This is a genomic window from Pseudogemmobacter sp. TB195 (assembly GCF_058313095.1).
On record NZ_JBZEGG010000241.1, the window covers coordinates 1 to 509 of the forward strand.

Annotated in this window: 1 protein-coding gene; it reads right to left on the reverse strand. The window is 47.9% G+C overall.

From position 1 onward, the window contains the following. On the reverse strand, positions 1–509 hold a 509-nt coding region (locus AC4FS3_RS29580), incomplete at both ends, for a hypothetical protein (RefSeq protein ID WP_491023511.1).

The window sequence follows — 509 nt, forward strand, 5'->3', positions numbered from 1 at the left end:
CTGCATGAAAACCTCCGCCCATTTTTCACCGGACGGGATATAATTGTCATCAGGCGTGTTGTACATCGCGCTGACCGTGTTCTGCCATTTAGGGGGTGAAATGTTTCCCGACAATAAAGCATTACTATCGACAGAAAAGACGATCTGTCCGTAGCCAGCCCACGGACTATCGTTCAACGTATATTGGACGTGGACCTTCACGTAGCTATTTTTCGTGGCCGGGACACCGTATGCTTCAATGGTCGCATCACTACCATTGCCATCTTTTACTTTAACCTCTTCCATTTTTGGCGGATACCAAGTATTTTGATCATTTATTTTACAATATTCAACGTCAGTTATGTCAACTTTAAGCCCGGCCGGCGCCGTACTATTGTAATCAACGTTGTCGAAGTTGGGGCTCCCGTTGTAATCCACCTTGGCCGACACCGTACCACTGCACCAGGTAAACGCGTTAATAATGGCGGTAGCCTTGCCTTCTGGGCCGGTCGTCACTGTGATGCTTTTGG